Source organism: Roseivirga spongicola, assembly GCF_001592965.1.
In the GTDB taxonomy this organism is placed as follows: domain Bacteria; phylum Bacteroidota; class Bacteroidia; order Cytophagales; family Cyclobacteriaceae; genus Roseivirga; species Roseivirga spongicola.
In genome coordinates this window covers 283,222-297,994 of the sequence record NZ_LRPC01000012.1, presented here as the reverse complement: position 1 = coordinate 297,994, position 14,773 = coordinate 283,222, and the positions used below count along the sequence as shown (strand labels likewise).

Sequence of the window (14,773 nt, the reverse complement as noted above, 5' to 3'; positions counted from 1 at the left end):
AGACGTCAGCCCGATAGATTTCTATCTACCTCTGCCAGACCTGTATAGCAGCTTTGAATCAAGGCTTTTCTATAGAATGCATTATGAATAGAGTTCCTCAAAGCTATCGGAGTACAATTATTCATTTAAAACGATTAATAGCCCTAAATTGCAGCATGTTTGAAAAAGCAACATACCTAATCAGTAGCCCGAGCTACAACCAATGCCCAAAACCAGATAAGTTCGAAATAGCTTTTATAGGCCGCTCGAATGTGGGTAAATCATCACTCATTAACATGTTGGCGGGAAGAAAAGGCTTGGCCAAAACTTCTGGAAAACCTGGAAAGACACAGTTAATAAACCATTTTCTGATAGATGAAGAGTGGTACTTGGTTGATTTACCTGGTTATGGCTATGCTAAAACGAGCAAAAAAACTCGTAGCGAATGGGCCATTATGATCGAAGATTATCTGGTACATAGAGAAAGTCTTCAAATCGTTTTTGTATTGATAGATTCAAGATTAGACCCTCAGAAGATTGATCTGGAATTCATCAATTGGTTGGGAGAAAATGGAGTACCCTTCGCTTTGGTTTTCACTAAAGCCGACAAGCAGTCTATAAACAAAGGCCAACAGAACATGGCTAAGTTTAGGAAAGTGATGAAACAGACCTGGGAAGAGTTACCTATGTTCTTCTTAACTTCCTCAGAAACAGGACATGGTAAAGATGAATTGACCGAATACATTCAGACTCTTCTTGAAAATTGAGTTTTTGTTTGAATTTCGGAAAGACTAAAACTTACTTTGCCGCAAAATATATATAATATGAATTTTGGAGAGATAGCAGCAGTTGCCGGAAAAGGTGGATTGTTTAAAGTACTGAAACCATCGAAAGCCGGAGTTATTCTAGAATCGTTAGACGGTAAAAAGACCAAATTGGTAGTTGGTGCCGATGCCCGAGTTTCAATTCTTTCTGAGATTTCGATCTACACTCATACACAAGAGGGTTCTACCCCACTTATTGATGTAATGAGAAAGATTCATGAGGAGTTTGATGGTGACACTGGCTTGACTAAAAACTCTGATGCAGAGGAGTTAAAGTCATTCCTTAAGCACATTTTACCTGATTATGATGAGGACAGGGTGTATGTTTCTGATATCAAGAAATTGATCACTTGGTATAACCTTTTGGCTGAGATTGACCCAGACTCTTTCATGAAAGATGAAGAGAATCAAGAAGCTTCTAAAGAGAAAGAAGCGGAGTAATACCTCATACCTTAAAGCAAATTTAAGGTCACTTAAAAAAGAAAAATCAGCAAGTGCCACCTCAATCGGTGGCATTTTTCGTTTTCTTAATACAGACCTAATCAACAAAAAAGACCTATCGCCTAATTTTGGAAATGCACAATCCTAAAGACATCAAACAAGGACTCAAGCTTTTTGAGAAAGATTTTCAGCTAGATAAAGACTATTTGCAATTGGCAAATAAGAAAGACTATACCTACGATGAAGCTTTTCTAAGCATTATGCGTGTGGTAGAAAACTTATTAGCAAAAGACTTCCCGCAATTGGTTAACGCACTTTACAGGATAGATGTCTCTGAAGACAAGTTAAAAGAAGCTTTGGCAGCCTCAACAGACAACCCGGCATCTGTTATCACTAAAATGATTATTGAGCGCCAGTTACTTAAAGTAGAGTTTAGGAAGAAGTATAGTGAGTGATCAACAAAGAACTGACATCACTGTAAAAATTCATTTCTAGCACTTCACTTAATAGACACTGGAAGCCACTAGCAGCTTTAGAACAAAAGGCTAAGAAGTGATATACCCTAAATCCTCACTCCAAACCAAATCCTAATCTGGTCAAATCTGAGATATCTTCATAAGTAAGGCTTAAAAAGCAAAAAAAGAGCTCCTGGGAACCACCCCAGGAGCCACCAAATCAACCTTAACTATGAACGATTCCCATTTTCAGGGAATCTAATCACCACGTTATTTTTAGTTACAAACATCAGGCCAAAACCTCTTTCGAGTCGCCAGAATGATCAGTCATATCTACAACCGTTACTTTTCCTCTCCACTTATCAATTCGTACCATCATTTTATCTGCTATTAAATAAGCTGTAGGCACAATAATTAGTGTGAAGAAAGTGGCAAACGTAAGTCCGAAAATTATAGTCCAAGACATTGGACCCCAGAAGATCACATTATCTCCACCAACATAGAAATCGGCATTATAGGTCATGAAAGCGCCTATAAAATCTATATTCAAACCTACTGCCAAAGGCACTAGACCAAGAATTGTAGTAACTGCAGTAAGAATTACCGGACGTAGCCTTGTTTTACCTGCAATAATAATAGAGTCTAATATCTCATTCATTGGTAGTCTCGCATCTTCTTCAAGCCCCAATTCTTGACGTCTTCTTTTCCTTGTTAGCTCAATAAAATCAATAAGTACGATAGCATTGTTTACCACAATACCTGCCAGAGCGATAATACCAACCATAGTCATAATCACTACGAATTCCATATTGAAGATAACCAAGCCAAGGAATACACCAACTGTACTCAATAGTACCGAAACCATAATAATGAAAGGAGCGGTGATCTTATTAAACTGAGAAACAATGATTAAGAAGATCATGAACACTGCAATTAAAAGTGCTTTCGAAAGAAAGGCCATGTTCTCTGCCTGTTCTTGCTGCTCACCAGTAAAGGCATAGCTATAACCAGAAGGCATATCGTAATCGGCCATTAGCACCTCCAATTCTGAAGTAATTTCAGTTGCGTTGTAACCAGCTAGCACGTTTGAACTCAAGGTTACCACTCTGTCTAAGTCCTTTCTTTTGATTGAACCGTAAGTAGAACCATAACGAACATCGGCAACAGAAGAAATTGGCACCTGTACTAGCTTTCCTGAACCTTGATCACGGAAAGTGATATTTTTGTTCATTAAAGCATCGATATCATATCTGTAGTCCTGATTCAATCGAATATTTACCTCATAGCTATCTTCACCTTCTTTGAACTTAGAAACCTCTTTACCAAAAAGAGCTGTTCTAATTTCATTGGCTATTGAATAAGTAGACAGGCCGAATCTTCTAGCATTGTCTCTATCAATATCTACGATAAGCTCAGGCTTGCCTAACTCAAGAGAACTCTTTAGTCTCTCAATTCCTCTAATGCCTGAAGCTGCAATTTCTTGCTGAATATCTTCACTTAGTCTAATGAGAGTTTCTAAGTCTTCACCAATTAGCTCAAGGTTAATTGGCTTACCTGTAGGTGGACCAGCCGCATCTTTATCAACCGTTAAGGTAACACCTGGCTGAAGGTCTACCTGAGATCGGATATCGTTCATTACGTCTTTCGTATCGATATCACCTCTTAGCTTACTCTCAATAAAGTTCACAGTGATTCTCGCCTTATGAGGCTCTTCCGACTGACCAACTGCGGTTGGGTCGTTCGGGTCTGCAGCTCCTTGGCTTACGTTTGTAGACACTGACTCTACTACGCTTTCATAAGGCTTTACAATCTCAATTACCTGAGCTTCTATGTCTTTAGCGAAATCGTTAGTGGTTTCAATATCGGTTCCTACGGGGAATTCAACAAAAACATTTACATACTTCGGCTCATTCTCAGGGAAGAACAACACGTTTGGCGAGTTAGCCGCAAAAATTCCCAGTGATACAAAAAGCAACACAAATGAACCTGACAAATACCACCCTGGATTTCTAACTGCTGACTTAAGAATTTTCTCGTATCTAGATTCAATAGCAGGTAAGAAACCCGCTTGGAACCTTCTAGAAATAGGCCCTAAGACGTAAACATTTAGAAGGGTAATGACACCAATTAGCATTAGCAAGTTTCCGAATGGAATAACACCTATTACAAATGCGAATACTAAACCAGCAACAATAGCTATACCCGACCTGATAATAATTTTCTTATGATTATAAACCCTCTTACCATCGAGCCTCATAAAGCTTGAGATGAACACTGGGTTAATTACCAGGGCAACGAACAATGATGAGCCTAAAGTAATAATCAACGTCAATGGTAAGTACAACATAAACTCACCGATAATACCTGGCCAGAACGCCAAAGGAATAAAGGCCGCCAAAGTTGTTGCAGTAGATGAAATAATAGGAAGTGCCACTTCACCCACACCACGTCTTGTAGCAGCCATTGGGCTTAGTCCTTCTTCCATCAAACGGTAAACGTTCTCTACAACCACAATACCGTTATCTACCAACATACCAAGGGCCATAATAAGACCGAAGAGCGTCATGGTGTTAATGGTAATTCCGGCAAGACCTAAGATCATTAGGGCCATGAACATTGACAACGGAATGGCCATACCCACAAAGAGTGAGTTCTTAGTTCCTAAGAAGAAAAGCAATACAGTTACTACTAGAATAACACCGAAAATGATGTTATTACCCAAACTACTTACTTGCTCCCTTGTATCTTTAGACTGATCATTTGTGATGGTAACCGTTGTTGTTTCAGGAATTTGGCCACTCTCCTGCGCATCGGAAATAATAGCCATGATTTTATCTGTAGCAGTAAGCAGGTTTTCACCGCTTCTCTTCATCACGTCAACCTTCACTACAGGGTTAAGATCTAAACGAGCATAGTTCTGTCTGTCTTTATAACCAAACTCAACTGATGCCACATCTTTTAGGTATACAATATTCCCGTTTTCATTACTGATAATGAGATCCTCCATTTCATATGGATCATCATACTCACCAATAATTCTCACGTTTCTCCTTAAGCCATCGGCAACCACATTACCACCAGAAAGCGTAAGATTTTCAGCAGAAATGGCATTCTCAATATCGGCAAAGGTTACTTTTCTTGCCTCAAGCTTGAATGGATCTACCTTAATTTCAACTTCCTTCTCATCTACTCCAACAATGTTAGCTTTAGACACTTCACCTAGCTCCTCAATCTCATCTTCCAGATATTCAGCAATATCATTTAACTCATCTAAGCTCTTGCTAGGGTCGGTTAGGTTGATATTCAGAATTGGGAAGTTCTCAGAAAAACTAAATTTGATTACTGAAGGGTCAGTTTTCAAATCGCTCGGAAGCTCAGACTTTGCTCTATCTACCGCATCTTTCACATCTATTACGGCCTCATCTACATCTACTCCCACTTGGAACTCGATAACAATGGCGGAGAAATCTTGAACTGAAGTAGATTGAATATTATCTACTCCTTCAATAGTATTGATTTCTTTCTCTAACTCTCTAGTAATGAGACTTTCAATATCTTCTGGAGAGTTACCGGGGTGAGCTGTACTCACGTAAACAGTTGGCTGCTCTACTTCCGGAAAATTTTCTTTTGGTAGAGTAATGTATGAATACACACCAGCAGCCACAATAATAAGAGTCAGCACATAGACCGTAATCTTATTTCTTAAAGACAAGGAGGTTAAGCCAAACTCTTTGTCTACGACTCTGTTTTGATTTTCGTTTGACATACTTTAATGGTTAACTCCCAATTAGTTTTGAACACTTACAACCGTTCCGTCTGCAATAATTCTATTGCCCTTATCTACAACAGCTTCTCCACCAGACAATCCTGAAAGTACCTCGGTTTTATTGTCATATGAGTAACCAAGTTTTACGTGTACTTTCTTGGCCTTTTTACCACCTTCTACTAGGTAAACGAAGTTGCCGTCTAGGTCTTCTTGAATAATTCTAGATGGAATTACCACAGCATCTTCTGCCTCATAGTCGGTCATTTTTAGTACTGCTACCAAGTTAGTTTTAAGCAAATCTTTATCGTTAGGCAGCTTTACTTCTACAGTAAAAGTTCTGCTAGCCTGATTGATAACACTACCAATTGAAGCAATAGTAGACTGGTATGTCTTTCCTAGAGACGGAAATGAAACAGTTACTTCATCGCCTCTTTCGAACTTGCCGATGTAAGCCTCAGAAATTTCTGCGTTGATATACATATTCTGATTACTCACTAAGAATGCTACTGGAGTTCCTGGCTGAACAATTTGACCCGCACTTACAGGCACTTCTTCTACGGTTCCAGAAAATGGAGCTTTAATCTTAGTCTTATCTAATTGAGTATTTAACGTTTCGAGAGACTTTTCTAAAGACTCTTTATTGTTTTTGGCTTGCAGATAATCTATCTCGGTACCGATATTTTGCTTCCAAAGTCTTTCTCTTTTTTCGAAAACTGTAGTAGCAAACTCCAACTGATTTTCAACCTCTGCTATATTCTTTTCTATAGACTCTGAATCTATGGTTGCCAATACCTGACCTTTGTTCACGTATTGTCCCTCTACAATATTGAGTGCTGTAAGCTGGCCCATTGTTTCCGCACTGATGTAAACATTGGTTCTAGACTGTACATTACCTCTTACCTCAATTTTATGTTCGAAATCGGTCTTTGTTGCTGGCACTGTGGTTACAAGCTCAGAAGCCTCTTCAGCTTTTCCAAAAGAAGGATCTTCAGCCGCAATAGCCTTTTCTAGCTCCTTTACCTCAGTTTCTAAAGCCCTCATTTCAGTACGAGCAGCCTCAAGTCTAGCTTTTTTACCCTCCAAAGAGTCGGTATCTTTTCCGCAGCTCACTACAACTAGAGTGGCTAGCATGATTAGCGTGGAGATTTTTAATGATTTCATTTCTTTAGTTTTTCTAGTTGTTGTTTTAGTTGAGTTTGCCCAGGGCTTTGTCTAAATCTATTTTTGCTACAATGGCATCGTATAAAGCGGTTAAGTAGTTGATCTCAGCTACTTTATAGGCCTGATCGGCATCTATCAGCTCTAAGTTTGAACCTACTCCTTCCGTAAATTTTGCACGTGTTACATCAGCTACTTCTTGAGCCAGTTCCATATTATCTTCTTGAACAGAAAGTCTCTCAAGGTTCACATCTAGGGCCTTCTTAGCGTCTATTAGTTGCTGTCTTAGGCTATTAGTTAATAGTGAAGATTGATAGTTGAGCGTTTCTAATTGATAGCGCTTTCTTTCAACAGTGTACTTCTTTCTCAAACCATCGAAAACCGGAATACTAACATTGACCCCAACACTGGAATACGAAAACCACCTGTCAGACTCCCAAACACCACTAAACGTTGAACTACCAGTATTTCTACCCCAAGCAGCACTTAAGTTTACTTTAGGGATATACTGAGACCTTACGTTCTTCACATCCAGTTCGGCCAGTCGCTTCAAATATTCAAGCTGCTGAACCTCCAACCTATCGGCTACAGTGTAAGCATCTATCTCTGCTGCAGAGTAATTAAAGTCGAAAGTCTCTAGGTCGTCTGACAATTCAATTTCAGAGTCAACAGGCATACCCATTGTAAGCTTTAGCATATTCTTGCTAGCCAAAATGGCCTGTTCTACCCCACTCATTTCAGACTCCAAATTGTTTAACTGAACTTGTAGACGAGACACATCAATCTTCTCTGCAAATCCGTTTTCATAAAGCAACCTTGTATCTCTTAAAGTTGAATCGAGCGTAGTCATGTTGATCTCGATAAGCTCGGTTCTCACCTGATTCACCAAAACCATATAGTAGGCCTTCATTACTTGCTCACGCACGTCTTGTTCAGCCTTTTGTTCGTCTACCAAAACTTTTTCTCTGAGCATTTTGGCGGCTTTTAATCCTATAAAGAATGATCCATCCCAAATCATTTGCGTTGCATTTATATTCAAGTCTCCTTGATTCTTTATTCCAAAAGCGATTCGGCCTTCAGTTCCTTCAGGAACCGTAGGGTCGAACCTACTGATATCTAAAATTGAACTTTGCAAAGTAGGATTATTCGTATAGCCAAAACGAGCATTGATCTGTGGAAGTCCGTCAGCTCGGGTTTCCCCAACCTGAGACTCTGCATCACTGGTGTTTACTCTGGCTATTTTTACATTCTCGTTGTTTTCAAGCGCATACTTTATGGCCTCTTCAAGAGAAAATAGTTCCTGAGCACTAACCGAAACTGTGGTTAGCAGCAACAGAAGTAAAGCGTTTACTCTCCTAATTGAGCGTTTCATTTTGTTTGAGTTTTTCTTTTGTATACTGGTTAAAAAGTTGATGACCTTCTATGGTGAACAAACCGTGCGCGAAGTGATCGAACAACTGCATTTGCACCTCTGTAAGGGTATATTTTTCTCTCGGAAGAGAGTGTTGATTTAACATTACTGCCTGAACCTGCTCAATCCTCACATAAGCCATCAATTCAGGGTCTAGTTCTTTTCTGAAGTATCCTTCTTCCTGACCTCTAATAATTACCCTAGTAATAGAGCAAAGCATGGTGTCTTTCTTAAAAGACTCATACATTTTCCACGCTTCTGGGTAAAACTTTTGAAGGTCGTTGAGCACATTCAGCTTCATGTCTTTCATAGACTCTCTCAGGCACTGTGAAATGAGCATGAGTGAATGCACGCTGTCTACACATTCAGTTTCTACAGAACCGAACCTATCGCGTTCCATACTCAAAAAAGAGTCAGTAATTTGATTTATAAGGTCTTTCTTGTCTTTGAAATACTGGTAGATCGTCTTTTTGGAAATACCGAGGTCTCTGGAAATATCGTCCATGGTTACCGTCCGCACTCCATACTGAAGCATTAGTTCTCCCGCCTTCTCAATTATTTTATCTCTTACTTCCATCCTAATTAAACCGAGGAAACTTTAGAATTACTCGGAGTTTCCGACTGCAAGATAGACGTAACGAAGTCATAAATAGTTCAAAGACTTCAAGATTTTTTTTCAAAATTTTTCTTTGCAAACGTTTTCTACAGCCATACATAATTCTTATCCACGCAACAAAAACACTCCTCAATAAAATAAAAACAGGAAAAGACCACCTATTCCTAATGTTTAACTGACAGAACAAAGAATTTTATATCACCTATAAAAATCATAACCATGAGCGATTTGAGTTTTATTAAGGGGACAGGTTTTAGTAGAAAAATACAATCGTGCCAGCTAGAAAATCGGTTGATGATTTTGTGACCTTACTGATTCTTCTGAAATTCATATCATGAGACCAACTACTGTAATTTGTATGCTAATTGCATTTATAGCAACAGGAAGCTTAAATGCGCAGCATGTTTATCCAGAAAAATTCGACAATTGCTATTTGGATGAATTCAAATTTGAAGAGACCAGCATTATTGCCGAGATAGAAGACAAAGTTCTAACTCAAGTAATTACTGAGGGTTGGGACGATAAAATGCTCAAAAAAGCTGAGGGTTATTTAGGACTTCAAATTTTGGTAGACAGAAGAGGGAAATCTTGCCTAATGAGTGTGAGAAACGACACGAACATGAAGCTCAAAAAGATGAAACTCAATGAAAACATTGACAACAACTTAAAGTGGAAAGGCCAAGAGGATAAAATCTCAGTAATTGTTCTTTTACAATTTGAAGGAGATCAAATAACGGTGAAAAGGCTTGGCACTACAGACATGGTGAATCTAGTAGAAATCAAAGAGTAATTAATAACCTACATCAATTGTGTAATGGGCCGCTACCTCTTTAAAAGATGCTAGCTGATCTTCAACCCAGTCTTTTTCTTTATTCAGCTCAGCAGCCATAATCGATGCTACTTCTGGAGCAATCCTGAGTGATTCTTCAGCATTCAAAAACAAACCCCTTACCCTTCTGGCCAGAACATCTTCAACAGTTCTGGCCATTTCATTTCTTACAGCCCAAACTACTTGAGATTTTCTCAGAGGAATATCTTCACTTAAGAACTCTGCCAAAGCTGGCTCCTCTTCTTCTAGCTCTAATAATTGATATTTTTCCGTACCATACACAGCCAAGTGATCAGTTGTGATATCTAAATTTTGATCATACCCATAAATTGGCAGGTTAGAGGTAATACATTTTCTTTCTGGTAATGCACCAATTAAAATAGCATTGTCTACAGTATCTTCTGCCATTTTTCGGTAGGTAGTCCATTTACCACCAATAATTGTAATTAGTCCAGACTGAGAAATCATCACCTTGTGGTGCCTAGATATCTCTTTAGTAGACTTGCCCTCCCCTTCTGGTTTAGCCAAAGGCCGAAGCCCAGAAAACACCGCCAACACATCTTCTCGAGTAGGTTGTTTGGCCAAATACTGACCTGCTGTTTCTAGGATAAAATCTACTTCACTTGGCAAAGCTTCTGGCTCAAGTTCAGGCCTTTCTTTCATGGTATCCGTAGTTCCCAAAACTACTTTGTCGTGCCAAGGCACAGCAAACATCACACGTCCATCTTTGGTCTGAGGCACCATTATGGCATATTTATCTGGCAAAAACTCTTTAGAAACCACCAAGTGAATTCCCTGACTTGGCTGAATCATCTCCTTAATGTCAGGTTCATCCATTTTCTTGATCCGATCGGCAAAAACACCTGTCGCATTTATTACCGTTTTGGCCTCTATATTATGAACCTTGCCACTCTCTAGGTCCTTCGCCTTAACACCTGAAATAATGCCTTCTTCATTTTTCTTAAGCTCTATCACCTCAAAGTAATTGAGTACTACTGCGTTGAACTGCTTTGCGGTTTTGGCCAATGAAAGTGCCATTCGAGCATCATCGAACTGCCCATCGTAATAAACTACTCCACCCTTAAGGCCTTTCTGATCGATTGTCGGAATATGTTCAATGGTTTCTTCTTTAGATAGCTTTTTGGACGAACCAATACCCAGCTTACCAGACATGAGGTCGTAAACCTTGAGGCCTACCTGATAAAATGGGCCATCCCACCACTCATAGTTCGGAATGATAAAAGCCTGATTTTTCACCAAATGGGGAGCGTTTTTAATCATCAGCCCTCTTTCTTTTAGGGCTTCTAGCACGAGAGAAATATCGCCTTGCTGCAGGTATCGCACTCCACCATGTACCAGTTTAGTACTTCTGCTTGAAGTACCTTTAGCAAAGTCATGCTGTTCAAGCAAAAGCGTTTTGTAACCACGTGAGGCAGCATCTACCGCTATCCCCAATCCAGTGGCTCCTCCTCCAATAACAACTATATCCCATGGCCCTTTTTCTTTCTTGAGCCTTTTCAGCATTTTCTCTCTTTTCATATCATCTCCTTAACAAGGTGACCAATAACTTAATTTACTAAGCCTTCCATCTTTTAAATAGAATATAATTCCATCGTCAGAGTCTTGAAATCTTATGAGCTTACTATCCGTTGAAGAGTCATGAAACGAACCAAACAATTCCATTCCAAAAACCTCAATAAGTTTATCGAGATCACTATCCATATCCAGTTTTACACCATCATAGGTAAATGACATTCCATAAGTCAGATTAAATTTGTCTATAACGTAGCCATCCTTTTCATTACCTACAAACTGTATTTTTTTATAATCTAAGAGATAAAAGGTCTTGCCTTGTTCAGAACTAGACAGAAATCCGCACTCATAATTAGGCTCACTGATCCGCTTTGGTTCTCCAAACACTTTAACTATTTCTTCTTTAGAAGACCGAAAACCCAAGTCTCCAAATTTGAATTTTTCAGCCTCAATTGTCTGTCCATGAACAGAAAACGTAGTAAGAAAAATCAAAATCAACGTGTATCTCCACATAATTACTCTTCTTCAACCCAAGCCTTTGCTCTTTCAACAGCGCGCGCCCAATTGTGTTTTAATTGGCTAATGTCTTTGCCCGAAGGACTGAACTTCTTATCAACTTTCCAGATGGATTTGATTTCCTCCATATCCTCCCAATAACCAACAGCCAGACCTGCCAAGAAAGCAGCGCCCTGAGCGGTTGTCTCCACAATTTCAGGACGAACAATGTCTAAATCAGTAACATCCGATTGTATTTGCATTAACAAATTGTTGGCAGAAGCTCCACCATCAACTCTCAACTCTTTTAACTCAATTCCAGAATCTTTGGCCATGGTATTGATTACGTCCATACTCTGCAAGGCCATGGCTTCAAGTGCAGCTCTAGCAATATGCCCCTTTTGAGTACCTCGCGTTAACCCGATCATCAAGCCCGTTGAATATTGGTCCCAATGCGGAGCGCCAAGACCTACGAATCCTGGAACAAAATATACACCTCCGTTGTCCTTAACTGTTCTGGCGAGTGCCTCTATCTGAGGTGAATTCTCAACAAAGTGGACATTATCTCGAAGCCATTGAACAATAGCTCCACCAATAAAAATACTTCCCTCCAATGCATACTGCACCTTACCATTCACTTGCCAAGCAATGGTTGAGAGCAATTTATGTTTCGACTTAATGACTTCATCACCTGTGTTCATCACCATAAAACAGCCCGTTCCGTAAGTATTCTTCACCATACCTGGCTCTGTACACATTTGCCCGAACAAGGCAGATTGCTGATCGCCCGCTATCCCAGAAATAGGTATTTCAGCACCAAAATGGCCAGCATCTGTATGCCCATACAGTGCGCTGCTTTCCTTGACTTCTGGTAACATTGATTCAGGTATATTGAAAAGCTTCAACAGCTCATTATCCCATTGCAGATCATGAATGTTATACAGCATAGTTCTGCTGGCGTTGCTTACATCTGTAGCATGAACTTGCCCATTGGTGAGCTTCCATAACAACCAACTATCAACCGTTCCAAAAGCTAGTTCTCCTTTTTCAGCTCTCTCCTGAGCATCATCAACATGGTCTAGAATCCAGCGAATTTTAGAGGCAGAAAAATAGGCATCAATCAGAAGCCCAGTTTTATCTTGAATGGCTTCAGCATGACCATCAGCCTTTAATTTTTCACAAAACTTAGCCGTTCTTCTATCTTGCCAAACAATAGCTTTGTGAATAGACTTACCTGTTTTTCTATCCCAAACAATAGTAGTTTCCCGCTGATTTGTAATACCAATGGCCGCAATATCAGATGCATGAACACCTTGCTTCTCCAGTACTTCATTAACGGTAAACTTTTGGGTCTCCCAGATCTCTAAGGGGCTATGTTCAACCCACCCAGGCTTGGGATAGAACTGCTCAAATTCTCTTTGCGAAACGTTTACTAACTCTCCTTTTCTGTTAAAAAGAATAGCTCTTTCACTGGTTGTTCCGGCATCGATGGTAATGATATATTTAGACATGGATAGTTTCCAATTGGTGAGTTTCCTAAATTATCATTTTTATCGGATCAACCCAGCAAAATGAGAAAGACTATCTACTCTATCTTAGTGATTGTAACACTTTTATGCTCTTGCGGTGATAAGCCAAATCAAACCGAAATAACATATTATCAGTCGGATGAAATGGCTTCTTTGGGGCTGCCTTTTAGCGATGCCGTTCGGGTAGACAACATGCTTTACCTGTCCGGAGTGGTGGGTATGATTCCAGGAAAAATGGAATTGGTTGAAGGAGGATTAGAAGCAGAATCTAGACAGATTATGGAGAATATCCAGAAGGTTTTGCAAGCGAATGGCAGCTCACTAGAAAATGCCATTAAGTTCACAATCTTTATAGATGACATTAATCGCTGGAGCGATTTCAATAAAGTTTACGTAGAATATTTCCCGAACAAAAAACCAGCAAGATCTGCCTTGGGTGTTGAGGGCTTGGCTTTAGGTGCAGCGGTTGAGGTAGAATGCATAGCCGTGATTCCAGACTAAATTCGGTACAAAAAGAAAGAGGTCTTATTAAGACCTCACTCTGACTGGTTGCATTTTTTCTTTCCTGTAGAATTCTCTAAAGCTGATCATTCTTTGTTCTGCTTCATCCCAAAGCTTATTTGTAATTAAAGATAAACTCTGCTTGAAATTGATGGTTGTAGTGTATTTGTTCAACCAAGGGTTCTCTTCAATACACTTCTTCAGGTTATAGTTTGGAATGAACGGATTCAAATGGTGAACATGATGAATCCCAATATTTCCCGTTAGCCAGTTGAACATCTTTGGCACTTTGTAATAAGTACTTCCCCTTAATGCAGAAGTCACATAGTCCCAGTTCTTCATCCATTGTTTATAGGTATACTCATGCTGATGCTGCACATAAAAGAACCAAATGGCGATAATTGAAAAAAGCACCAAAATGGTGAGATGAACGATCAAAAACTTCTCCCAGCCCAGTAAAAAACCAAAGAATAGAAAGATGGCCAGCATAACGAAGTTATTCAACACCAACCATTTTTTAGCTTTCTGAAAGGCAGGCATCTTAATAAATGCTATACGGTTGTGTATGAATAGGTAGTAAACAGGACCAATTAAGAACATCACTATTGGCGATCTGTAAACTCTATACTTAAACCTGCCCCAACGGCTCAATTTCTTGAATTCTTCCACAGTAATGGTGGTAACATCTCCAATATCTCGCATCTCTAACTGACCATTATGCTTATGGTGCACGTTGTGAGATTTAGACCAATAATTGAATGGAATAGCAGAGAAATAGCTACATACATAACCGATAATCTTCTGTGCCTTTCTGTTTCTGAGAAACGACTGATGGCCGCAATCGTGCTGAATAATAAAAATTCGCACTAAGAAAAAGGCATTGACTAAGCCTAGACCAAGTGTAATCCAATAGCTATAGTCTAAGCTAATGTACATTAATGTCCAGATTCCAATGAAGGGTAAAAAGGAATTAATGATTTGAATTGTAGCTTTCGCTTTGTGTTCCTGAGCGTACTTTTTGAGTGCTAAGATTTTCTCTTTCGCCAACTCAATTCTTTCCGAAGGTGAATGCTGCATGTAGCGGGGTAATTCTTATTTGTATTCTGTCAGTAATGTCAACAGCAAATTTAGCCAGTTGATTCCATTCATCACGACCAAAATTTGATTTTTGGTCAATATTAGTTTTCAAAGAAACTCACCAATCACATAAGGTTGCTGATCAACCCTTTAATATTT

13 protein-coding genes are annotated in these 14,773 nt (G+C 39.4%); 5 read left to right on the top strand and 8 right to left on the bottom strand.

Annotated elements, in window-relative coordinates; translation table 11 throughout:
• Positions 1-155: 155 nt before the first annotated feature.
• From yihA to AWW68_RS09225, 3 genes are all read left to right on the top strand, one after another.
• Positions 156-746 (top strand): ribosome biogenesis GTP-binding protein YihA/YsxC, encoded by a 591-nt coding sequence (gene yihA, locus AWW68_RS09235; protein WP_068219809.1) that lies wholly within the window; start codon positions 156-158, stop codon positions 744-746.
• A gap of 57 nt (positions 747-803) precedes the next feature.
• Positions 804-1,244, top strand: coding sequence for a DUF5606 family protein (locus AWW68_RS09230; protein WP_068219806.1), 441 nt, complete (start codon positions 804-806; stop codon positions 1,242-1,244).
• A 134-nt stretch (positions 1,245-1,378) separates the two neighbouring features.
• The gene (locus AWW68_RS09225) at positions 1,379-1,699 is read left to right on the top strand and encodes a hypothetical protein (RefSeq protein ID WP_068219803.1); all 321 of its coding nucleotides are present in this window, start codon (positions 1,379-1,381) and stop codon (positions 1,697-1,699) included.
• A gap of 289 nt (positions 1,700-1,988) precedes the next feature.
• Here AWW68_RS09225 and AWW68_RS09220 read toward each other — a convergent pair whose 3' ends face one another.
• The 4 genes from AWW68_RS09220 to AWW68_RS09205 are packed head-to-tail and all read right to left on the bottom strand — an operon-like array spanning position 1,989 to position 8,611.
• Positions 1,989-5,465 (bottom strand): efflux RND transporter permease subunit, encoded by a 3,477-nt coding sequence (locus tag AWW68_RS09220; protein ID WP_068219800.1) that lies wholly within the window; start codon positions 5,463-5,465, stop codon positions 1,989-1,991.
• Positions 5,466-5,486: 21 nt separating this feature from the next.
• Complete coding sequence (locus tag AWW68_RS09215) at positions 5,487-6,626, bottom strand: efflux RND transporter periplasmic adaptor subunit (protein WP_084375637.1); 1,140 nt, start codon at positions 6,624-6,626, stop codon at positions 5,487-5,489.
• Positions 6,627-6,651: 25 nt separating this feature from the next.
• Complete coding sequence (locus tag AWW68_RS09210) at positions 6,652-7,995, bottom strand: TolC family protein (protein WP_068219793.1); 1,344 nt, start codon at positions 7,993-7,995, stop codon at positions 6,652-6,654.
• The gene (locus AWW68_RS09205) at positions 7,979-8,611 is read right to left on the bottom strand and encodes a TetR/AcrR family transcriptional regulator (RefSeq protein WP_068219790.1); all 633 of its coding nucleotides are present in this window, start codon (positions 8,609-8,611) and stop codon (positions 7,979-7,981) included. Before AWW68_RS09205 ends, AWW68_RS09210 begins: the two co-directional genes overlap by 17 nt.
• A 373-nt stretch (positions 8,612-8,984) precedes the next feature.
• Between AWW68_RS09205 and AWW68_RS09200 the strand changes: the two genes are divergently transcribed.
• A complete protein-coding gene (locus AWW68_RS09200; RefSeq protein WP_068219786.1) occupies positions 8,985-9,440 on the top strand; it encodes a hypothetical protein in 456 nt (151 codons plus the stop codon).
• On the opposite strand, the gene AWW68_RS09195 is transcribed toward AWW68_RS09200, so the two are convergent.
• From AWW68_RS09195 to glpK, 3 genes are read right to left on the bottom strand one after another with little or no spacing between them, the layout of a single operon-like run.
• Positions 9,441-11,018, bottom strand: coding sequence for a glycerol-3-phosphate dehydrogenase/oxidase (locus AWW68_RS09195; RefSeq protein ID WP_068219783.1), 1,578 nt, complete (start codon positions 11,016-11,018; stop codon positions 9,441-9,443).
• A 9-nt stretch (positions 11,019-11,027) separates the two neighbouring features.
• A complete protein-coding gene (locus tag AWW68_RS09190) occupies positions 11,028-11,525 on the bottom strand; it encodes a hypothetical protein (RefSeq protein ID WP_068219780.1) in 498 nt (165 codons plus the stop codon).
• A 2-nt stretch (positions 11,526-11,527) separates the two neighbouring features.
• Positions 11,528-13,018: a glycerol kinase GlpK gene (gene glpK, locus AWW68_RS09185; RefSeq protein ID WP_068219777.1), complete on the bottom strand. Its 1,491-nt coding sequence runs from the start codon at positions 13,016-13,018 to the stop codon at positions 11,528-11,530.
• A gap of 60 nt (positions 13,019-13,078) precedes the next feature.
• Between glpK and AWW68_RS09180 the strand changes: the two genes are divergently transcribed.
• The gene (locus tag AWW68_RS09180; RefSeq protein WP_084375636.1) at positions 13,079-13,537 is read left to right on the top strand and encodes a RidA family protein; all 459 of its coding nucleotides are present in this window, start codon (positions 13,079-13,081) and stop codon (positions 13,535-13,537) included.
• 27 nt (positions 13,538-13,564) lie between these two features.
• Here the strand turns inward: AWW68_RS09180 and AWW68_RS09175 are convergent, their stop codons facing one another.
• Positions 13,565-14,614, bottom strand: coding sequence for a fatty acid desaturase (locus AWW68_RS09175; RefSeq protein WP_068219775.1), 1,050 nt, complete (start codon positions 14,612-14,614; stop codon positions 13,565-13,567).
• Positions 14,615-14,773 lie beyond the last annotated feature (159 nt).

What these genes read in the sequence shown, in the direction of transcription:
- yihA (WP_068219809.1), top strand. Translation starts at nt 156, where the DNA reads ATGTTTGAAAAAGCAACATACCTAATCAGTAGCCCGAGCTACAACCAA.
- AWW68_RS09230 (WP_068219806.1), top strand. Translation starts at nt 804, where the DNA reads ATGAATTTTGGAGAGATAGCAGCAGTTGCCGGAAAAGGTGGATTGTTT.
- AWW68_RS09225 (WP_068219803.1), top strand. Translation starts at nt 1,379, where the DNA reads ATGCACAATCCTAAAGACATCAAACAAGGACTCAAGCTTTTTGAGAAA.
- AWW68_RS09220 (WP_068219800.1), bottom strand. Translation starts at nt 5,465, where the DNA reads ATGTCAAACGAAAATCAAAACAGAGTCGTAGACAAAGAGTTTGGCTTA.
- AWW68_RS09215 (WP_084375637.1), bottom strand. Translation starts at nt 6,626, where the DNA reads ATGAAATCATTAAAAATCTCCACGCTAATCATGCTAGCCACTCTAGTT.
- AWW68_RS09210 (WP_068219793.1), bottom strand. Translation starts at nt 7,995, where the DNA reads ATGAAACGCTCAATTAGGAGAGTAAACGCTTTACTTCTGTTGCTGCTA.
- AWW68_RS09205 (WP_068219790.1), bottom strand. Translation starts at nt 8,611, where the DNA reads ATGGAAGTAAGAGATAAAATAATTGAGAAGGCGGGAGAACTAATGCTT.
- AWW68_RS09200 (WP_068219786.1), top strand. Translation starts at nt 8,985, where the DNA reads ATGAGACCAACTACTGTAATTTGTATGCTAATTGCATTTATAGCAACA.
- AWW68_RS09195 (WP_068219783.1), bottom strand. Translation starts at nt 11,018, where the DNA reads ATGAAAAGAGAGAAAATGCTGAAAAGGCTCAAGAAAGAAAAAGGGCCA.
- AWW68_RS09190 (WP_068219780.1), bottom strand. Translation starts at nt 11,525, where the DNA reads ATGTGGAGATACACGTTGATTTTGATTTTTCTTACTACGTTTTCTGTT.
- glpK (WP_068219777.1), bottom strand. Translation starts at nt 13,018, where the DNA reads ATGTCTAAATATATCATTACCATCGATGCCGGAACAACCAGTGAAAGA.
- AWW68_RS09180 (WP_084375636.1), top strand. Translation starts at nt 13,079, where the DNA reads ATGAGAAAGACTATCTACTCTATCTTAGTGATTGTAACACTTTTATGC.
- AWW68_RS09175 (WP_068219775.1), bottom strand. Translation starts at nt 14,614, where the DNA reads ATGCAGCATTCACCTTCGGAAAGAATTGAGTTGGCGAAAGAGAAAATC.